Below are 17,314 nucleotides of genomic sequence, written 5' to 3'. Positions count from 1 at the left end.
GTGCTGCGGTCGCAGGCGGCGCATCCACCGCATACAGCCTTGGCGCCGCCGGACAGTCTGGTGCGGCCGGCGTCGCTTCCGGGCTTGGCGGCGTTGCCCGCGCTGGCGGCAGCGCCGCCGTCTCGCCGCTCCGCAGGGCGGCATCGCGCGCCGCCGAAAGCATGAAGTCCAGCTTCAATGCTGGCGGCAAAGCCGCCTTCGAGGCGACGGGCGGAACATCCACGATGGGCTCGATCGGGGGAGATGCCGCCGGTGACGGCGCCGCTTCCGCAGGTTCCGCGAGCGCCGGAGGCCCGCCCGCCTGGGCGCAGCGGATGCGCCGCTCACAACACATGACCCATGCCGCTCAGGCCACAGCCCACGCCGTCCGTTCCGGCGACGCCCATGGCGGCGGCTCCTCCGTCAATCTCTCCGAAGGGGACCGCTGATGTTCAAACGACCCTCCACCCATTACGGCAAGGCTCTCGAGCCGGAGACGCCCTATCAGCGCGCCGCCCAGGTCTGGGATGAGCGCATCGGCGCCTCGCGCGTGCAGGCCAAAAACTGGCGCCTGATGGCGTTTGGCTCGCTGATCCTCTCGGCCGGGTTCGCTACCGCGCTCGTCGTGCAGTCTGCCCGGGGAACGATCGTACCGTGGGTAGTTCAGGTCGATCGCCTTGGACAGGCTCAGGCCGTTGCGCCCGCCGAGGCGGACTATCGTCCCACCGATCCACAGATCGCCTTCCACCTGGCGCGTTTCATCGAGCAGGTCCGGAGCATTCCCGCCGATGCGATCATCGTGCGCCAGAACTGGTTGCGGGCCTACGACTTCACGACCGATCGCGGAGCCATGGCGCTCAATGATTATGCCCGGTCCAACGACCCGTTCACGCGGGTCGGCCGCCAGCAGGTCGCCGTCGACGTCTCCAGCGTCATCCGTGCCTCGCCGGACAGCTTCCGTGTCGCCTGGGTCGAGCGTCGCTACGAGAACGGCCAGCTCGCCGACACCACGCGCTGGACCGCGATCCTGACGATCGTGGTGCAGGTCCCCCGCAATGCCGACCGGCTCAGGGCGAACCCGCTCGGCATCTACGTCAACGCCATCAACTGGTCACGGGAGCTTGGGCAATGAAGCCGTCTTTCCGTAAAGCCGGAAATCCGGCTTCACACACGCACGTACTCCCGGCTCTCCGTCGAGCCGCAGTCCCCTTTGTCCTGTTGGCGACGACTGCGCTCGCCGGCTGCGCGACCACCAATCCGCCGCCGGAAATCTCCTACGACAATGCGGCTCCCGCCGTGCAGACGGTCGACCCACCTGCGCCGGTCACCGTGGTCGAACTGCCCCGACCGCTACCGCTGCCTGGCCAATTGCAGCGTGTGGAGGAGACGCGGCGTGCCCCGGAGCCTTCTAATCCGACCGCTCGCGTCAACCAGGCAAACGAGGCGGCACGAGTCCAGCCGGTGCGCGACGGCTTCATTAACTCGATGCAGGTCTACCCGTGGACTCAAGGGGCGCTTTATCAAGTCTATACCGCCGTCGGGCAGATCACCGACATCGCGCTCCAACCCGGGGAGCAGCTTGTCGGCGCAGGCCCGGTGGCCGCCGGCGACACAGTGCGCTGGATCATCGGCGACACCGAGAGCGGATCAGGCGCAACGCGCCAGATCCACATCCTCGTGAAGCCCACCCGCGCCGACCTGATGACCAACCTCGTCATCAACACCAATATGCGCACCTATCACATGGAACTGCGCTCGACAGAGCGCACCTATATGGCGTCGGTCTCGTGGCAGTATCCGCAGGACCAGCTCATCGCGCTGCGTCGGCAGAACGCCGAGGCGCAGGCGGCCCAGCCGGTGGCGAGCGGCGTCGATCTCGCGAACGTCAACTTCCGCTATGCGATCGAGGGCGACCGTGCGCCGTGGCGGCCTCTGCGCGCCTTCGACGACGGTCGCCAGGTCTTCATCGAGTTTCCGCGCGGCATCGGTCAGGGCGAGATGCCGCCACTCTTCGTCGTCGGCCCCGAGGGCAACACCTCTGAGCTCGTGAACTATCGCGTTCGCGGCCACCACATGATCGTTGATCGTCTGTTCGCGGCTGCCGAACTTCGCTTCGGCTCCGGCCGCGAGCAGAAGCGCGTCAGGATCGTCCGCACAGACGGGAGGCCGACCTCGTGAGCGAGAACCCGCCCCGGATTGAGGAAGTGCCGGACGACGATGCGCAGCCCCTGACCGGCGAGCCGGTCGGGCCTGCGCCGATGCGACTGCGGGCCGAACCGCCCCGCGTCACCCGGTTGTCGCGGAAGGTTCTCGCCGGCCTCGGTCTTGTCGCCAGCGTCGGGCTCGGAGGTGCGCTGATCTACGCGCTTCAGACCCGCGACGCCGGTCGGCCGAACGACGAACTCTATTCGACCGAGAACCGCTCGACCGCTGACGGACTGGCCGGCCTGCCGCGAGATTACAGTGGCGTGCCACAGCTCGGTCCCCCTCTTCCCGGTGACCTCGGCCGGCCGATCCTTAGTACCCAGGATCGCGGACAGCCGGTGCCCACACCCGGGACGGCCACGCCCAATCCCGGCATCAGCCCGGAAGAGCAGCGCCGCCTTCAGGAAATCGAGACCGCGCGCACCAGCCGTCTCTTCTCCGGATCGGAAAGCCGGGGCACACCCGCTGCTGCGGGAGCTGCCCCAGCGCTCGCGCCGGCGCCGGATTTGGCGAGCATTGGCCTCGCTCCGCCGCCCGCCACGCCCTCGGCGCAGGACCGGCAGAACGCGTTTCTGAACGCCGCGGCCGATCGCAGGACGGTTGCGCCCGATCGCGTCGCTGCGCCAGTATCGCCGAACGTCCTTCAGGCGGGAGCAGTGATATCCGCGGCGCTGATCACCGGCATCCGATCCGATCTACCCGGCCAGATCACCGCGCAGGTCACCGAAAACATCTACGACAGCCCAACCGGCCGTATCTTGCTTGTGCCGCAAGGCACTCGTGTGGTCGGGCAGTACGACAACAACGTGCAGTTCGGCCAGAGCCGAGTCCTGCTCGTCTGGACTCGGCTCGTCTTCCCGAACGGGCGCTCGATCGTTCTCGAGCGCCAGCCTGGTGCTGACGCTGAAGGGTTCGCCGGGCTTCAGGATGGCGTCGATTACCATTGGTGGGATCTGGCCAAGGCTGCGGGATTGTCGACACTGCTGAGCGTCGGCGCCGAACTCGCGGTCGACAACGACGATCGGCTCGTTCAGGCGATCCGGAACGGTGGGCAGGACACCATCAACGACGCAGGGCAGCAGATTGTGAGGCGTCAGCTCAACGTCGCGCCCACGATCACTATTCGGCCCGGATTTCCCGTGCGCGTTATCGTGACGCGAGACTTGGTACTGGAGCCATATGGAGGGTGATGATGTCGAAGCTTAAGCTAGGCCCCATCGCGGACGACAAGCCGCTTAAGGTACAGGTCGAGCTACCTGCAGCTCTCCACCAGGACCTTGTTGACTACGCCCACCTATTGGGCCGAGAGCAAGGTCAGTCCGCTGTTGACCCAGCTCGGTTAATCGTCCCGATGTTACAACGGTTCATCGCGACAGACCGTGGCTTCGCCAAAGCCAGGCGAACGTTGACGCCGGGGAGCGCCGATTAATCCGTGGTCCCCGCTCTAGAGGGGGTGTCGAAACACTTCAGCAGCAGCGGCAGAGTCGGGTTCTCGTTGTCACTGGAAGAAATTATAGCGGCCGTCGGCGCCTGCGCCGATGGGAGCGGGATCAACGCGATATCCGGCCGGTAGATCACGCTGGTGATGGTCAAGCCGAAGCCCTGTTCGACCATCGTCAGCAGGGTTTCTCGGCTGACTTGTTGGATCGAGAGTTGAACCGCTCCGTCTCCGGCGCCCACCATGCGCCGGAGTATGCCAGCGAGCTCACGCCCAGCGCCATCCGAGCGAACGAGGAAGACTTCGTCACAAATGTCCTCCCACGACAGCTCTGGCCGTGCTGCCAACTCGTGAAGCGGGGACAATGCTACGAACAGATCTGGTTCGCAGAGACGTCGAACTTGGAACTGAGGACTTTTGCTCGCACTCAGGCTGATTGCTGCGTCCAGTAATCCGCGCTTCACCCCCAAAGAGTTTTCTTCTGAAGTGCCTTCCTCAAGCTTTACCTCGATCGTCGGATGTCGATTTCTGAATGCCGCGAGAATGTCGATGATCGGGCACGCCGGAAACGCTTCGAGCATTCCAAACCTCACTAGCCCGGTCTTGAGCTTTCGTGCGGAGCGGATCTCCGTTGCGGCGTTACGAAGGTAGCGCGCTCCCACCACCGCTTGTTGAAGGAAGCGCTCACCTTCTGGAGTCAGCCCTGCCCCCGCTCGCGTACGCTTGAAGAGAGAAAAGCCAAGCTGGCGCTCAAACAGCTGCACACGTCGGCTGACGGTGGATTGCGATATCGATAGGCGCTCCGCCGCTCGGCGGAAGCTGCCGGCCTCGGCGACCTGAACGGCGTACTTCAGGTATCGGAGATCAAGAGTCAGGTCGGGCATGAGACCCGTCCGATCATACCGGCGGTCTCATCGGCGAACCGCCTGCGCCCGGTGAGCGGCACCCATGCACGTCCACTTTCATCGAGCCCACCCCCGCTAGCGCCTGGGGAACGAGCACGTCCGTTGATCTCAGATGTGGAATCCGAGCTGAGCCCCTCAATGAGCATGACCATGTCCGAATCTGTCATAGATGCATGCGGCGGTCATACATTTTCACACGCTTGAAGTCTATGCGCGAAGCATATATTCTTGCGGTATGGAGCCTGAGGTCGCCAAGTACCATTTAGGTGCACTCGCGTTGGCGGTTGCAGACAGCATCGCCAGTGTCTCGGCCTCGTTTTCACCAAGCGGCCGGGGGACCGCCGTGATGGTGTTACTCAGCATGGAGCCCGGACTGCCGATCAGCGTTTTGGCTACCTCGATCGGGCTTTCTCATGCCGGGACGGTGCGATTGATCGATAGGCTCGAGCGCGGACAGTTGGTGGAACGACGAAGACAAATCACCGACAGGCGGGCGCGCTTCATTCACCTCACCAATTCGGGGAAGAAGATAACGGAAGCCTTGCTCAAGGCACGGGAGCAGGTGATCTCCGAATGTGTTTCGCCCCTGTCGCCCAATGACCTCGACATTCTAGGCATGCTGTCGGAGCGGCTCCTTGTGGCAAACGGCTTCGACAAAGATGGCTCGGTCAGCCTTTGCCATCTGTGCGGCTACAGCAGGATCGCGCCTTCCCGTGGTAAAGCTAAGCCGGGGCGCTCGCCACGCTGGAACGTCGCATCAGAAGGCTGACGATATGATCAGGCAGGCTTGATATAATGGGATCGTTTGCGCTCGAACTTCTTCTATGCGTACTTGCCTTCGGGTTCGGATATGCGGCGAACCAAGGCGGAACCTGTTTAGTGGTGGCCGCTCATGAGTTACACAGAAGACAGCCGCCGAAAATGTTCGTCGGATTTCTCGCAGCGTCGGCAGCGGCAGGCCTGGTTGCGGTCCCGATAGTCTGGACGGGAACACTGGGCGCAACACTCGCACCCTCGACTAGCATCAATTTCCTACCGCTCATCGGCGCCATCGCCTTCGGCCTCGGCGCACTCATTAATGACACATGCCTGCTCGGATCGCTGGCGCGGCTTGGGGATGGGGAGATGCGACTTCTAGCTCTACCCTTGGGATTGGCGATTGGTATCTTGGCTGCCAACCATGGCAGGTTCGGCTACGATTCAACATGGCCAAGCTTAATCTCCAAACCGAGCGCAACAGGCCTCGTTACTCTCCTAGCCTTCCTAGTTGTGCTCGTGCTGGCACTCGTTTTCGTTTCCACGAAGAGCGTTCTGCGAACAAAGCCGGGTTGGTCGTTCGGCGCTTCGATGATTGGACTCGGTATCACTGGCGGACTTCTATATGCACTCTCGCCGGCCTGGACCTTCGCAGACGTGATTCAACGCGCCCTTCCTCTCAGAATGTCGCCGGCCGGCGAGGTCGCGCTCACTGCGGTGATCTCTTCGATCGCAGGCGCCCTTACCGCCTCCTTTCGCCAAGGAAATCTGCGTCTCCAACTGCCGACAGCCAATGGCATTCTGCGATCTGTCGTCGGCGGCACATTGATGGGTATCGGAATAGCGCTCATACCCGGCGGGAATGATGGGTTGATCCTCGCAGCGGTTCCGACTCTTTCACCTGGTGGGATAGTCGCCTACCTTCTGATGACGACGACAATCGTCTTCGGATTTGCAGCGCGTGGTAAGTTATTCCGGCGCTGCCTTTCACGGCCATGATAAGGGCAACAGAGGACTTGCCCTCCTGACATGAGCATTTATCCCGACCGGGAATATCGGCTGACTAGCTCGTATGCCTTTGCAGGCCCTTGGACCATGATGACCACTTCAAAGGCCGCCGGCCCCAGAATCCTGTAGGTTGCATGGTAGGTGTCGTCTCCGCAGGCATAGACGCCACTCGCTTCCAACCCGGTATCCGTCCGCGAGAAACTCACGCTGAGGAACTGCGTCCCGATATGAGGTCCGTCTGCGAACTCGACGACAACACTGTCCTCGCTCAAGCGATAGCGATACTGTCGGCACGCGGAGAATACTCTGCCATCTGCCAGTGTGAGAATGCTGCTCTCTCGATAAGCGAGCGCGCCTTCGCCGAAACGGGCGAAGACCGCGTCGCCATGCAGCTGAGCGCCTCCGGGCTCGATATCGCGACGGAGCATCCATGCCCCGCGGAGGTTCTGCAGGATTTGCACGCCCGCCGTCACGAGAGGACCACAGTCACGAGGGCGCAAGCGCCCCTCTGTGGCGGACCGAAGCACGCAGCAGCACGAGGGACGCCGCTAGCAGAACTGCGTCCTTCAGTAGAAACTGCCCTGGTGCAGCCGAAATCGCAGGAAAGCCGCCGGCAGTCTGCTCCGCGACACCTGGAGTGGTGATGAAAAAGGTCAGCGTGATCAGATATGTCGCCGCTGACATCAGTGCGCCGAGCGCAGAGAAGAGTGGACGAAATGCACCAAGGATCAGAACGAGACCGGTCGATAACTCGATAACGCCGATGAAATAGCTTTGCCCCTGCATCCCGAACATGCCCAGCCAATTCATGATCGGGCTGTGTTCGATAAACGGGGCGATACCATAGGCCTCGTACGCTGTGAACTTCATCGCGCCGAACCACAGAAATACGATCACGAGAGCCCATCTAAGCAGGCCAAGATCCCTCCGACCGTGCTCGGGGACAAGAAATTCATAACGGTCGAAAATGCTCATCTAAAATTCCTCAACAGTGGTCCCGTGGGAACGTCACGAACGTCGTCTACGTGCTTCGGGCAGGCGTTGCAGTATATGCGCGACGCATATACTAATAAGCGAGATATGTCGAGCGGCTGGCTCGCGCTTCGCTGCCTCACGAAGCCATCCTCATCGGCGATGCCTTTACCCAGCAAACGCGCGACCTTGCGGGATTTTGACTTGATGGGGCTGGCGCTCCGGGTGGGCCTATAGCCCGTTGGCAAACGTCCAGCCTGTACGGATGGACGCGGCCCTCGACGAGATAACCATGCCGACCGAAATCGTAGCAGCGATCGCCGCAATCCCCGACGTCGTGGAGCACGGACTGTTCCTCAATGGGATTGATACAATCGTGATCGCGCGCGGTGACACGATGGAAGTGCGACGCCGGGGGCAAGCGAGGTCTCGCTGATCTGCACCTGCGCGGCCTGGATGACAGCGCTGACGCGGAGTGATTCTCAGGCGCGACCTACGGCGATTCCGAGCGAAAAGGCTTGCCCTATAGCCGCCAGGTATCAACGGTTCCGCGGCCTTAGCGAGCCGGACCCGTTTTTTTCGGCGCGCTCGATCAGTCGAAATCCTCCGAAACCCTTTTAAAACAGGACATTTTCCACAAGCCGCGCGGCGGAAGAGGACCACGGTATGGCTTGCTGTCTATGCTCCGCGCACATATAGATGTGGCAATGGATGGACCTCGAGATCGAAACATTTTCGGGGCGTTCGCACTCATGATCAGCGACGACATCGTTCGCGCTAGTTCATCGCGGGCGCCGGAAGCTGGACCCGCCGCCTCAGCGCTGGCGTTGCTCGCGCACAAGCCCGGGCTCTCGATCCGTATGCTTGCGATCGGGGTGGGCCTTTCACATGCTGGAACTGTTCGCCTGGTGGATAGATTGGTAAGCGAGGGATTGATCGAGCGTAGGGAGCATTCGACAGACGGGCGCGCGCGATCCCTCTATCTTACTCCAACTGGCAAGGTCGCGAGCGACGAGGTCCTGGCCTCGCGCGATCAAGTGATTGCCGAAGGGCTATCGATCCTTAATCCAGACGAACTGAAAACCTTATCGGACATCGCTGAACGCGTTCTCCGAAATCGCTTGGAAAACCTCGAGCAGTCATACCGCATCTGCCGCTTGTGCTGCTACGAGGGCTGCACGAACTGCCCCGTCGATGCCGAATTGCATGAGCGAGGTGTGGACCGCGAGAAGAACGACGACGCGTAGGAGACTCGCAATTGCGGCAGCTCAACGCTGCTCAGATGGCGGGGCTTCATAATGCCAGCGAGCCTACCATCAGCCGCATTCTTTTGGCTACGCGTCAAGCCGGCCGATCGGGCATGGCGGTCTCATTCTAATATGTCGGTGATCGCCCCACTTTTAGCCGCTCAGTTGATCGGAACGCGGTTTCGGAAGCGGCCGTTCAAACCACTCGCTGCATTCCCATTTCTCTATGTCCGATAGGTAGTTTCGGGGAAAAGCAGTCGGGAACAGGTTTCGGGAACGCATGCTCCGGCAGGAGCGCAGCGCGCGTCCCAAGCGCGTTTTCCCGGTAGAGCTTCCCAATCGGCAAAGTGCGGGCCACCTCAGACTGCGAACGCGAAAAACCGCCTGGCTGGTCACTCAAGGCAGGGTAACGACGATTTTCGCTGCGGATACACCCGCCTTCAGGGCTTCCAAGGCAGCCTGGAGCATTTCAAGGCCCTGGCCCACGACCTTCGCCGGAGGGGCGGGGACGAACGTGCGCGCCGCGAGAGCCTGCGGCAGGAATTCGCGGTAGATCATTGGACCAACCTCGTCATCCTTGAGGCTCGTCCCGGAGATGTGCGTCGCCTCGACTCCAAATGGACGCTCGTCGGGCGGGGCCAGCGTCGCTGCCACGCGGCGCGAGCCCTCGCATCTCGCAATGACGGCAAAACAGTCTTTCATGTGACCGGTCGCGTGAAGCGTTCCAGCGAGACTGCGCCCGCGCATTGCCTCAATCACGTCTTCCACGATGGCTGGACTCGAGTGGTCAAGAACCTCGCTTGCACCCAGCTCCTTCAACAGGCCGGCGTTGCGCGCCGAAGCGGTGGCGACGCACCTGTAGCCCGACGCCACCGCGAGCTGGATGGCGTTGCAGCCAACGCTCGACGATCCACCCCAGACCAGAACGACCTCTGGACGCGCGGTCGGCGAGTGTAACGGTGGCGCGAGAGCCAACTGTGTCCTTCCGTAGAGCCCGCTTGCGGCGGTGCCAAGGCCAAGCGGGAGGACTGCCGCATCAGCGAAGGCCATGTTGTTGGGGATCGGCGCCGCCATGTGGTCCAGCACGATCGTGTGGTGCTGGAACGCACCCTGCGCAGGTTGATTTACGGTTGTCCCGACCGCCTGTCCGATGACTCGATCGCCGACCTTGAACCGCTCGACCGCGCCACCGACCGCCGCGACCTCACCGGAGACGTCGCTGCCGAGAATCGCGGGATAGTCGAGCCATGGCAAAAGCGCGACGTCCTGCAGAATCCAGTCGAGTGGGTTGATCGCGATGGCCGCGTTGCGGATCAATATCTCGTTCGCCGCCAGATGCGGCAGAGCGGTGACACCGATCCTCAGTGGCTGCCTCGGCGCTTTCTGCCAGGCGGCCTGATTAGTCACGGTTTCGGTCATCATCAACTCTTTTTGTCAAGTATACAGCTGGGCGTTCGTCTGAGCGGTCCAACCGCCAGGTCGGGCGCACGAAGTGGCAGCTATAGCCCCCAGGATAGCGCACCAGGTATTCTTGGTGCTCTGGCTCCGCCTCCCAAAAGGGTTCTTCTGGGTTGATCTCCGACACGACCGGGCCAGGCCAGCTTCCTGATGCCTCGATTTCCGCGATGGTTGTGAGGGCGACTTCCTTCTGCACTTCGGTGGTGTAGAAAATCGCCGATCGATAGCTCGGACCGACATCGCTGCCTTGTTGCTCGTAGGTCGTGGGGTCATGGATCTGGAAGAAGAGTTCCAAGAGCGAGCGATAGGCGAGAACGGAAGGGTCGAAGGTCACTTCCACTGCTTCCGCATGGCCGTAATGTCTCGCGTAGGTCGGATCAGGCATTTCTCCGCCTGTGTAACCGACACGCGTCGAAATGACTCCCCTGGCTCGGCGCAGCAAATCCTCCATGCCCCAGAAGCAGCCGCCTGCTAGAATTGCTCGCTCTGTCGCGGCCGCCCTATTGCCGGTAGGCGATTGGCTCACAGTCCGTTCGCCCTCCTCCGTGTGCGCCACGGTCAAGCCAGCCTCGCGGGATCCGCAGCCTGACTGGCGCTCAAGAGCTCGGTCTGCACGTCCGAACCCCGGATGAGACTCAGATCGACGGGACATCGATCAGCGATCGCGAGGATCCGAGCGCGCTGATCATCACTCAGCGGCCCATCGAGGACAATGGTGCGGGTGAACCGGTCGGGTGGCATCATGTCCGGCACCTTCTCGTGCTGCACGGTCGTGCTCGCCCGTTCGAGCGGAAAGCCCTTGCGGTTCGCATAGAGACGCATCGTCATCACCGTGCAGGCTGCGAGGCCGGCAGATACGAGTTCGTAGGGAGATAGTCCGGTCCCGAGGCCACCGACCGATGCTGGCTCGTCGGCGAACAGAGTGTGCTCGCCGCTGCGGACCTTGAGCTGGAACGTCCCTGCAAGAGTTTCGGTGGCGACGACGCCCTCCGCAACCTCGACCTGCGGAAGATCCGCGCTGAGTGGTGGGAGAAAGCGGCTCGCCCAAACCGCCACCATGGCCGCGGCGTAGTTCGCGTCCGCGACGTCGGTGAGAAGGTGATCCGCGTTGTCGAGCGAGATGAAGCTTTTAGGGTGCCTGGACGCGACGAAGATGCGCGACGCGTGGTCGATGCCGACCACCTGATCCAGCGGAGAGTGCATGACCAGCACCGGCCGTCGCAGGGAGGCAATGGCCTTCTCGACGTCGATCCCCTCAACCGCCTCAAGGAACCCTCGGCGAATGAGGAAGGGCCTACCGGCAATCTCCACCGAGGCCTCGCCCTCGCTCGCGATGGTGTCCAGATCATTCGGTCCGAAGAGGCGCAAGATATGCTGAAGGTCGGCCGGCGCACCAATCGTCGCTACCGCCGCAATATCAGGCATGTCGGCGGCGGCTACGATCGCAGCGGTGCCACCCAGGCTGTGCCCGACGAGGAGGGACGGTGACATGCCCGCCGCCGCCATCGCCTTTGCGGCGGCCCGAAGGTCCTCGACGTCCGACGCGAAGTTCACAGGTTCTCCCGTCCCACCGCCGATCCCGGTCCCGGCGAAATCGAACCTCAAGACCCCGATGCCCGCACGCGACAGCGCGCGCGAGATGTGAACAGCGGCGCGACTGTCTTTCCCGCACGTGAAGCAGTGGGCGAAGATCGCCCAGCCCCGCGGCGTCCCTTCCGGCGGTTCGAGGTGCCCGGACAGCGGAGAGCCAGCCCCACTGACAAACGTAAATGATCTTCCTGCCATGTCCATCAAACCTCCAGCACGCGGCTTGGCGGTTGCGCTCTCAGAACCTTCGACGGAGCTGAGCGGAGCGCACCGCCAACCGGTAATCGTCATCTCAGGCTATCATTTATATGTCTGGCGCATATAGACAAGCCCCTATATCATGATTATATGCGCCAAGCATACTTCTGCGACCTGCTTTCCAAAGGCGGTCTCACGGAAGAGGTATCAGTCAGGCGCGTGGGCCAAAGGACTATGGAACTCAATCAAGTCAGCTATTTCATCAACTTGGCCGAGACGCTGAATTTCACAGCGGCCGCTCGCTTGAGCGGTGTGTCACAGCCAAGTCTGACCCGCGCGATCCGCCGCTTGGAAGATGAGCTTGGCGGGCCGCTGATCTATCGCGACGGGAAGAACAGCCGCCTGACTGGCCTTGGCCATGACGTCGAGGCAGAATTCCGGCGCATGGTGGTCGCGATGAAGAGCGTTCGCAATCACTCGGAGCACTGGGCGATGGGGGGGCACCGCGTGCTGGATGTCGCCGTCGCGCCCACCGTCGGACCAAAGGAATTTACGGCATTCTTCGAGAGCGCATTGGCGGAGATGCCATCCATCGAAATTAAGCTGCACTCGCTCCAGTCGAACGAGGACACATCGGAGGTGCTTTCAGGAAAATACCACGCGTGCATCATGCCGCGTGAAACAAGACCGGAACGCAAGCTGGATGTGCATCCTCTATTTCGGGAGCGCTTCGTGCTCGGCTGTTCTGCAAACCATCCCTTGGCGGCCAACGAGATCGTGCGCGGCGAAGACCTGCTCGAGTTTCCATTCGTCGATCGCCTGAAATGCGAGTTTCGCGATCGGATCCTCGATCACTTCGCGCGACGGGACTTGCTCATGCGACCTCGCTTTCGATCAGATCGCGAGGACTGGGTGCAACGGGTCGTCGCTGACGGCCACGCCATATGCATTCTTCCGGAACGATCGCCGACCGTGCAAGGCCTCGTGACTCGGCCGATCGACGGATTTGTCTTGGAGCGCGAAGTCGTGATCGCGACAGTATCCGGCTCCACGGCAACGGTCGAGATACGGAACATCGCGCAGCTGGCAGCCCGGTACGAGTGGAACTGAATCACGACGTGAAGAGCTTCGGCGCTATGGAAACTATACGCGCAGCGTATTGGATAAATCTGGGGCGCACTGCGATAGTCGGCGCAATGACTGCAAAGATAAATGACAGCGTGTCGAGCTCTCTAGATTAAGTATTGGAGACTATCATGAAGTTTGAGAAGTCACAGGCAGCAGTTGACCGCCTGACCCCCGAGCAACGCCGGATTACCCAGGATTCGGGGACCGAAAGGCCCTTCACGGGTGAGCACAACGACAACAAGGAGCCTGGCATCTACGTCGACATAGTGTCGGGAGAGCCGCTGTTCGCTTCAACGGACAAGTTCGATTCGGGTACTGGCTGGCCCAGCTTCACCAAGCCGATCGTTCCGGCAAACGTGAACGAGGTGCGGGACAGTGCACACGGCATGGTCCGGACGGAGGTCAGGTCGGTACACGCCGACAGCCATCTGGGCCACGTGTTCCCGGACGGTCCTTCCGACCGCGGCGGTCTGCGCTACTGCATCAACTCTGCGTCCCTTCGCTTCATCCCGCGCGACGAGATGGAGTCCGAGGGATACGGTGAATATCTCGATCAAGTAGAGGAGGCTTAACATGCATCAGCGCGCTGTTCTCGCAGGAGGATGTTTCTGGGGCATGCAGGATCTGATCCGCAAGCGGCCCGGCATCATCTCGACCCGTGTGGGTTACACGGGCGGCGATATTCCGAACGCCACGTATCGTAATCACGGCACGCATGCCGAGGGGATCGAGATTGTCTTCGACCCGACAGTGACGAGCTACCGGAACATCCTGGAATTCTTCTTCCAGATCCACGATCCGACGACGCTGAACCGCCAGGGCAATGATCGTGGGCTCTCCTACCGGTCGGGCATCTATTATGTCGACGAGGAGCAGAAGCGCGTCGCCGAGGATACGATCGCCGATGTGGATGCCTCGGGGCTGTGGGATGGCAAAGTGGTGACCGAGGTCCAGCCGGTCGGCGAGTTCTGGGAGGCCGAGCCCGATCACCAGGATTATCTGGAGAAGCGCCCGGGCGGCTACACCTGCCACTTCGTCCGTCCCGGCTGGGTGCTTCCGAAGCGCCAAAAGGTTGACGACGTACAGCCAGCGGCCGGGACCGCGGCGGAATAGGCTTCACTGCCGTTGCCACTGCGCCGGTCCGGTCCGCAATCTTCGTGACCGCGTCGTTCAGCGACGCGGTCATCGAACCCTACTTCAGAGTGACGGCTCGTTCCAGTCAGTCGCCATCGCAACACCAGGATCGCAGATTTATGCCAGACCTCTCGTCCTTTCCGATCACGCAGCGCTGGCCGGCATCTCATCCCGATCGCCTGCAACTCTACGCAGCCCCTACGCCCAATGGCGTCAAGGTCTCGATCATGCTTGAGGAGACTGGCCTGGCGTACGAGCCCCACCTGATCGACATCTCGAACAACGAGTCGAAGGATCCGGCGTTCGTGTCGCTGAACCCGAACGGACGCATACCGGCGATCATCGATCCGGCTGGCCCTGACGGTAGACCCATCGCCTTATGGGAATCCGGTGCGATCCTCCTCTATCTGGCCGACAAGACGGGTCAGTTCATCTCCACCGAACCAGGCCAGCGTTACGAGACCCTAGCGTGGGTGTTCTTTCAGATGTCGGCCATCGGGCCGATGTTCGGTCAGCTCGGCTTCTTCCTGCGATTTGGCGGCAAGGACTATGAGGACAAGCGGCCGCAACAGCGCTTTATCGACGAATCCACGCGTCTGCTGGGGATTCTGGATCGCCGGCTGGAAGGCCGCGACTGGATCGTCGACGACTATTCGATCGCGGACATCGCGACGCTCGGCTGGGTGAATGCGCTGGTGGAATTCTACGCTGCGGGTGACATCCTTGGCCTCAGCAGCTTTTCGAACGTCCGCGCATGGCTTGGACGCGGGCTGGCTCGACCGGCCGTCCAGCGTGGCCTCCACATTCCCGCGAGGCCAGCATGAGCATCATCGCCGCCTATTATTACAACGAAGGCAAGCGAGTTCGCGAAATCGCGCTCGATGAGCACGTCAAGTTGGGCGAGAGTCGCTCGGGCTTCTGCTGGATCGCGCTTAGCGAACCCACCCCCGAGGAACTACTCGCGATCCAAAGGACATATAATCTTCATCCGTTGGCGATCGACAACGCGATGCACCCGCTGTGCCCGCCCAAGCTCGAGGTCTACAACGATGAGTTGTACGTCGTCGCGCAGACCGCCGAGCTGGTCGGCGACCGGATCAGCTACGGCAAGATGGCGATCTTCACCGGTCACAATCACCTTATCACCGTGCGGCACGGCAATGCCGGAGCGCTGGGCAAACTTCGGGAGCAACTCGAGGCATCGCCGACGCAGTTCGGCAAGGGTGTCGACTATGTGCTGCACGCGATCTTGCATCGCGTGGTCGACCAGTATCTGCCCATCTTCGAAATGATCGAGGACGACGTCCTGGCGATGGAGCGACGGTCGCTGCACGATTTCCTCGGGCCAGAAGAGGTGGCGCGAATCTTCGAACTAAGGTCCGAACTCACGCGGTTCCAGCGCACGCTCGGGGCTATGGCCGAGCTGGTGCGAAAGCTCGTTCGCGGCCACTTTCCCTGCATCAGCGCCGAAATGACACCATATTTCCACGACGTCGCGGACCATGTCCACCGCGTGCAGTCCATGGTCGACGGCCTCCTGCTTGTCCTGTCCACGGTCTTTGAGGCCAGCAGCCTTCTGGAAGCGCAAAGGATCGGTGTGGTCACCCGCCAGCTCGCGGCCTGGGCGGCGATCTTGGCGGTCCCGACGGCGATCGCCGGAATATACGGCATGAACTTCAAGCACATGCCGGAACTGGACACGCCATATGGCTACTTCGTCGTGCTCGGAGTGATAGCGGTGTTCTGCCTTCTCCTGTTCGTGCGCTTCAAGAAGGCCAAGTGGCTATGAGTAACGCACTTCGCGAGCTTCTCCGTCCGCTGCCGAGTCGCAGCGCGCTTTGTGCGCGAGCGTGTCCAATCCAGTTCAAGATGAAGGTACTTCCATGTCCTCCCAGGTGACCGACGTTCTAGAAGCAGTCCAGTCATTCATCGCCAAAGGCTATGACCGCGAATACCGCGTCAAGGACGGCAATCTCGTCGATCTCGAACTAGGGTCAACCCTCGATGCATGCAGCATTCGCGTCGATGCGGCGTTGCGCCTCGAGAGCGGGGACGACGGCGAAGATGCCTCCAACATCTACGCGATCACCGATCCGGCGACAGAGCATAAAGGCCTGTTGATCGACGCCTTCGACGTGTTCCACGAAATCTGCCCCCGCGACTTGTCCGAGCGCCTTGTGGCGCATCGGGAAACAGCACCGGCAGGTGACCAGGACGCGCCGAGCAAGCACGGACTACGGAAAGTCTACAAGAGCGAGTTTCACAGCGATCCCGAGCGCTACGTTCTGCGCGAGGGCTTTCCAGACTTCCCGCCATGCCCTTTCGGCCAATCCTTCAGCATCCTCGGCTTCGATACTGCCGAGCAGGAATATGTCTGGCTCGTCACGAGTATCATTCGAGATCCTCGGCTGATCCGAGTTCCATACCAGGGCGAAGACGTCATCAGCGACGAATAGCGGTGTCGCCTAGCCCGGGGGAGGTTAACCTCCGGGCGCTACACATCTGCAAGCTGAACTTTAAACACATCGCAAATTAGGAGGTGATTATGGACTGGAACAAGGACCACATCCGACAAACGATGCTCTCGCTGTTGAGTTGCACTGAGAAGTGACCCGGGAGGGTTATAAGTTTTCACTGAGAATTGACCCATGTTTTCCTCGCCCCTGGCTAACAGTCAGGAGGCATCGGAGTGATCGACATGGACTTACTCAGTGTGATCCGCCGCTGGCATTTTCGGCAAGGCATTCCCATTCGCGAGATCAGGCGACGGACTGGATTATCGCGCAACACGATCCGCAAATATCTGCGCGATGACGCGGTGGAGCCGACGTTCAAGGTTCCCAAACGGCCGAGCAAGCTTGATCAGTTTGCCGAAAAATTGACGACGTGGCTGCGGGTGGAATCCGGCAAGTCGCGCAAGCAGAAGCGAACAGCCAAGCAGCTACATGCAGATCTGGTTAAGTTGGGCTTCGAGGGATCCTACGGCCGTGTTGCCGCCTTTGCTCGAGCGTGGAAGGCCGAACGCCAATATGAAAAGCAAACCAGTGGGCGCGGCACATTCGTACCGCTGATCTTCCAGCCCGGTGAGGCCTTTCAGTTCGATTGGAGTGAAGATTACGCCCTTCTGAATGGCCGACCTGTCAAGCTGCAGGTGGCCCATACCAAGCTCTCCCACAGTCGGGCGTTCATTACGCGAGCCTACCTGCTTCAAACCCACGAGATGTTGTTCGATGCGTTGACACAGGCTTTCCGGGTGCTGGGCGGCGTGCCTCAGCGTGGAATATTCGACAATATGAAGA

At 61.3% G+C, this 17,314-nt stretch carries 21 protein-coding genes and 1 pseudogene; 16 read left to right on the top strand and 6 right to left on the bottom strand.

From position 1 onward, the window contains the following. From ACT6VE_RS32930 to ACT6VE_RS32910, 5 genes and pseudogenes are all read left to right on the top strand, one after another. Positions 1-428, top strand: a pseudogene (locus ACT6VE_RS32930) (P-type conjugative transfer protein TrbL); the annotation flags it as partial. Further along, positions 428-1,111: a conjugal transfer protein TrbF gene (gene trbF / locus ACT6VE_RS32925; protein WP_052819662.1), complete on the top strand. Its 684-nt coding sequence runs from the start codon at positions 428-430 to the stop codon at positions 1,109-1,111. The pseudogene ACT6VE_RS32930 and the gene trbF, both read left to right, overlap by 1 nt. After that, complete coding sequence (gene trbG, locus ACT6VE_RS32920; protein ID WP_052819663.1) at positions 1,108-2,157, top strand: P-type conjugative transfer protein TrbG; 1,050 nt, start codon at positions 1,108-1,110, stop codon at positions 2,155-2,157. The genes trbF and trbG overlap by 4 nt, the downstream gene beginning before the upstream one ends. Next, positions 2,154-3,374, top strand: coding sequence for a TrbI/VirB10 family protein (locus tag ACT6VE_RS32915; protein WP_052819664.1), 1,221 nt, complete (start codon positions 2,154-2,156; stop codon positions 3,372-3,374). Before trbG ends, ACT6VE_RS32915 begins: the two co-directional genes overlap by 4 nt. 2 nt (positions 3,375-3,376) lie before the next feature. After that, entirely contained in the window at positions 3,377-3,613 is a 237-nt protein-coding gene (locus tag ACT6VE_RS32910) for a DUF2274 domain-containing protein (RefSeq protein WP_026227538.1), read from the top strand. Here ACT6VE_RS32910 and ACT6VE_RS32905 read toward each other — a convergent pair. Continuing rightward, the gene (locus tag ACT6VE_RS32905; protein WP_052819665.1) at positions 3,610-4,506 is read right to left on the bottom strand and encodes a LysR family transcriptional regulator; all 897 of its coding nucleotides are present in this window, start codon (positions 4,504-4,506) and stop codon (positions 3,610-3,612) included. The genes ACT6VE_RS32910 and ACT6VE_RS32905 overlap by 4 nt on opposite strands. A 367-nt stretch (positions 4,507-4,873) precedes the next feature. On the opposite strand from ACT6VE_RS32905, the gene ACT6VE_RS32900 reads away from it, so the two are divergent. Together ACT6VE_RS32900 and ACT6VE_RS32895 are read left to right on the top strand one after the other, a co-directional pair. Next, a complete protein-coding gene (locus tag ACT6VE_RS32900) occupies positions 4,874-5,296 on the top strand; it encodes a MarR family winged helix-turn-helix transcriptional regulator (RefSeq protein ID WP_441300568.1) in 423 nt (140 codons plus the stop codon). A gap of 26 nt (positions 5,297-5,322) precedes the next feature. Beyond that, positions 5,323-6,282 (top strand): YeeE/YedE thiosulfate transporter family protein, encoded by a 960-nt coding sequence (locus ACT6VE_RS32895; protein WP_052819667.1) that lies wholly within the window; start codon positions 5,323-5,325, stop codon positions 6,280-6,282. A 38-nt stretch (positions 6,283-6,320) separates the two neighbouring features. Here ACT6VE_RS32895 and ACT6VE_RS32890 read toward each other — a convergent pair whose 3' ends face one another. Both ACT6VE_RS32890 and ACT6VE_RS32885 read right to left on the bottom strand, forming a co-directional pair. Then, positions 6,321-6,752: a DUF6314 family protein gene (locus ACT6VE_RS32890; RefSeq protein ID WP_256371665.1), complete on the bottom strand. Its 432-nt coding sequence runs from the start codon at positions 6,750-6,752 to the stop codon at positions 6,321-6,323. 25 nt (positions 6,753-6,777) lie between these two features. Continuing rightward, complete coding sequence (locus tag ACT6VE_RS32885) at positions 6,778-7,266, bottom strand: YkgB family protein (protein WP_052819669.1); 489 nt, start codon at positions 7,264-7,266, stop codon at positions 6,778-6,780. 289 nt (positions 7,267-7,555) lie between these two features. Here ACT6VE_RS32885 and ACT6VE_RS32880 point away from each other — a divergent pair, with 289 nt between their 5' ends. Further along, the gene (locus tag ACT6VE_RS32880) at positions 7,556-7,699 is read left to right on the top strand and encodes a hypothetical protein (RefSeq protein ID WP_156316066.1); all 144 of its coding nucleotides are present in this window, start codon (positions 7,556-7,558) and stop codon (positions 7,697-7,699) included. Positions 7,700-8,015: 316 nt separating this feature from the next. Further along, positions 8,016-8,510, top strand: a complete 495-nt coding sequence (locus ACT6VE_RS32875; protein WP_004099028.1) for a MarR family winged helix-turn-helix transcriptional regulator — start codon at positions 8,016-8,018, stop codon at positions 8,508-8,510. A gap of 396 nt (positions 8,511-8,906) precedes the next feature. Here the strand turns inward: ACT6VE_RS32875 and ACT6VE_RS32870 are convergent, their stop codons facing one another. The 3 genes from ACT6VE_RS32870 to ACT6VE_RS32860 are packed head-to-tail and all read right to left on the bottom strand — an operon-like array spanning position 8,907 to position 11,759. Then, a complete protein-coding gene (locus ACT6VE_RS32870; protein WP_197283330.1) occupies positions 8,907-9,929 on the bottom strand; it encodes a zinc-binding alcohol dehydrogenase family protein in 1,023 nt (340 codons plus the stop codon). Continuing rightward, complete coding sequence (gene msrA / locus ACT6VE_RS32865) at positions 9,910-10,494, bottom strand: peptide-methionine (S)-S-oxide reductase MsrA (RefSeq protein WP_082178899.1); 585 nt, start codon at positions 10,492-10,494, stop codon at positions 9,910-9,912. The genes ACT6VE_RS32870 and msrA (ACT6VE_RS32865) overlap by 20 nt, the downstream gene beginning before the upstream one ends. A gap of 32 nt (positions 10,495-10,526) precedes the next feature. Next, positions 10,527-11,759, bottom strand: coding sequence for a bifunctional alpha/beta hydrolase/OsmC family protein (locus tag ACT6VE_RS32860; protein ID WP_052819671.1), 1,233 nt, complete (start codon positions 11,757-11,759; stop codon positions 10,527-10,529). A gap of 228 nt (positions 11,760-11,987) precedes the next feature. On the opposite strand from ACT6VE_RS32860, the gene ACT6VE_RS32855 reads away from it, so the two are divergent. The 7 genes from ACT6VE_RS32855 to istA all read left to right on the top strand — a co-directional run. Next, positions 11,988-12,863 carry a LysR family transcriptional regulator gene (locus ACT6VE_RS32855; protein WP_011191349.1) on the top strand — a complete coding sequence of 292 codons (876 nt, stop codon included), beginning with the start codon at positions 11,988-11,990 and terminating at the stop codon, positions 12,861-12,863. A gap of 146 nt (positions 12,864-13,009) precedes the next feature. Continuing rightward, entirely contained in the window at positions 13,010-13,453 is a 444-nt protein-coding gene (gene msrB / locus ACT6VE_RS32850) for a peptide-methionine (R)-S-oxide reductase MsrB (RefSeq protein WP_004099035.1), read from the top strand. A gap of 1 nt (position 13,454) precedes the next feature. Continuing rightward, positions 13,455-13,994 carry a peptide-methionine (S)-S-oxide reductase MsrA gene (msrA, locus tag ACT6VE_RS32845; RefSeq protein ID WP_003464967.1) on the top strand — a complete coding sequence of 180 codons (540 nt, stop codon included), beginning with the start codon at positions 13,455-13,457 and terminating at the stop codon, positions 13,992-13,994. Positions 13,995-14,134: 140 nt separating this feature from the next. Continuing rightward, the gene (locus ACT6VE_RS32840; protein ID WP_003464969.1) at positions 14,135-14,839 is read left to right on the top strand and encodes a glutathione S-transferase N-terminal domain-containing protein; all 705 of its coding nucleotides are present in this window, start codon (positions 14,135-14,137) and stop codon (positions 14,837-14,839) included. After that, positions 14,836-15,804, top strand: a complete 969-nt coding sequence (locus tag ACT6VE_RS32835) for a magnesium and cobalt transport protein CorA (protein ID WP_052819672.1) — start codon at positions 14,836-14,838, stop codon at positions 15,802-15,804. The genes ACT6VE_RS32840 and ACT6VE_RS32835 overlap by 4 nt, the downstream gene beginning before the upstream one ends. Before the next feature lie 94 nt (positions 15,805-15,898). Then, positions 15,899-16,471 (top strand): hypothetical protein, encoded by a 573-nt coding sequence (locus ACT6VE_RS32830; protein ID WP_052819673.1) that lies wholly within the window; start codon positions 15,899-15,901, stop codon positions 16,469-16,471. 242 nt (positions 16,472-16,713) lie between these two features. Then, a partial coding sequence (istA, locus tag ACT6VE_RS32825) for an IS21 family transposase (protein WP_444802416.1) occupies positions 16,714-17,314 on the top strand: 601 nt, incomplete at its 3' end.

The organism is Shinella sp., assembly GCF_052438155.1.
In the GTDB taxonomy this organism is placed as follows: Bacteria; Pseudomonadota; Alphaproteobacteria; order Rhizobiales; family Rhizobiaceae; genus Shinella.
The sequence above is the reverse complement of the archived record's forward strand: the minus strand, read 5'-3'. Positions and strand labels throughout refer to the sequence as shown.

Coding starts and splice junctions, on each gene's coding strand:
- ACT6VE_RS32880 (WP_156316066.1), top strand. CDS start 7,556: ATGCCGACCGAAATCGTAGCAGCGATCGCCGCAATCCCCGACGTCGTG.
- ACT6VE_RS32900 (WP_441300568.1), top strand. CDS start 4,874: ATGGTGTTACTCAGCATGGAGCCCGGACTGCCGATCAGCGTTTTGGCT.
- trbF (WP_052819662.1), top strand. CDS start 428: ATGTTCAAACGACCCTCCACCCATTACGGCAAGGCTCTCGAGCCGGAG.
- ACT6VE_RS32885 (WP_052819669.1), bottom strand. CDS start 7,266: ATGAGCATTTTCGACCGTTATGAATTTCTTGTCCCCGAGCACGGTCGG.
- ACT6VE_RS32835 (WP_052819672.1), top strand. CDS start 14,836: ATGAGCATCATCGCCGCCTATTATTACAACGAAGGCAAGCGAGTTCGC.
- trbG (WP_052819663.1), top strand. CDS start 1,108: ATGAAGCCGTCTTTCCGTAAAGCCGGAAATCCGGCTTCACACACGCAC.
- ACT6VE_RS32875 (WP_004099028.1), top strand. CDS start 8,016: ATGATCAGCGACGACATCGTTCGCGCTAGTTCATCGCGGGCGCCGGAA.
- ACT6VE_RS32905 (WP_052819665.1), bottom strand. CDS start 4,506: ATGCCCGACCTGACTCTTGATCTCCGATACCTGAAGTACGCCGTTCAG.
- ACT6VE_RS32860 (WP_052819671.1), bottom strand. CDS start 11,759: ATGGACATGGCAGGAAGATCATTTACGTTTGTCAGTGGGGCTGGCTCT.
- msrA (WP_003464967.1), top strand. CDS start 13,455: ATGCATCAGCGCGCTGTTCTCGCAGGAGGATGTTTCTGGGGCATGCAG.
- ACT6VE_RS32840 (WP_003464969.1), top strand. CDS start 14,135: ATGCCAGACCTCTCGTCCTTTCCGATCACGCAGCGCTGGCCGGCATCT.
- ACT6VE_RS32870 (WP_197283330.1), bottom strand. CDS start 9,929: ATGACCGAAACCGTGACTAATCAGGCCGCCTGGCAGAAAGCGCCGAGG.
- msrB (WP_004099035.1), top strand. CDS start 13,010: ATGAAGTTTGAGAAGTCACAGGCAGCAGTTGACCGCCTGACCCCCGAG.
- ACT6VE_RS32830 (WP_052819673.1), top strand. CDS start 15,899: ATGTCCTCCCAGGTGACCGACGTTCTAGAAGCAGTCCAGTCATTCATC.
- ACT6VE_RS32910 (WP_026227538.1), top strand. CDS start 3,377: ATGTCGAAGCTTAAGCTAGGCCCCATCGCGGACGACAAGCCGCTTAAG.
- ACT6VE_RS32855 (WP_011191349.1), top strand. CDS start 11,988: ATGGAACTCAATCAAGTCAGCTATTTCATCAACTTGGCCGAGACGCTG.
- ACT6VE_RS32895 (WP_052819667.1), top strand. CDS start 5,323: ATGGGATCGTTTGCGCTCGAACTTCTTCTATGCGTACTTGCCTTCGGG.